We start from the raw sequence: 726 nt of genomic DNA, 5'->3' as shown, positions 1-726 counted from the left end.
GGTGTCCACACCTTCGTAAAGATTGAGGAAGTAGTTGAGGTAAATAGTAGCGAGTGCAACGCCGGCAAAACTGCCGTCCGGATGGTTGATTCGGCGTGATACCGTCATGATCCAGTCATTGGTTGAGCGACTGCGTATGGACGGGCCAAGATAAGGGCCCGGGTCCGTATGGTCGCGATGATAAATGAAGTAGTCACGGTCCGAGTTGTTGGAACCCGCGGGTATGACACCATTTGAATTCAGCAGCCAGCGACCCTGTTCATCATAGATAAAAAAACCGTGTATTTGAGGCAGGCGTTTTTGTTGTATTTTTAGTAACTCTTCCAGTTTTTTTAGTTTTTCTGCGTTGCTGCCTTCTGTTTCCAGTCGTTCCTTGACCCCGATAAGTACGGTGTCAGCCTGCGTAAGGGTTGCCTCGATATTGGACGATAAAGTCTTCGAGAGATTGGACATCTCGGTTTCCTTGTCGTGCAGATGGTACTCCAGGGAGTTGAAGATTCCCCATGTACTTATTGCTATCAGCGAGATGCATACGATGGCAACAAAGAGGATGACGTGTCCGACTTTTAGTTTGGCATCGGTCCACCCGGCGGAAAAGAATGAAGCCTTCCTTGTCAGCATGAAATCCTGCCATTAGACGTGGGTATCAATAGTTAGCGTATTCTATTTTTCTTATACCGTTGAGATATTTTCAGCATGGGTATTCGTTTTCGCCATATGCTCATC

1 protein-coding gene is annotated in these 726 nt (G+C 47.1%); it reads right to left on the bottom strand.

What is annotated here, in order from left to right:
• A partial coding sequence (locus AC1DH9_RS30220) for a PDC sensor domain-containing protein (protein WP_477809465.1) occupies positions 1-621 on the bottom strand: 621 nt, incomplete at its 3' end.
• Between the last annotated feature and the right edge of the window lie 105 nt (positions 622-726).

The sequence above is a fragment of the Pseudomonas sp. 05T35 genome, from assembly GCF_056396605.1.
This window is presented reverse-complemented; position numbering and strand designations above follow the sequence as displayed.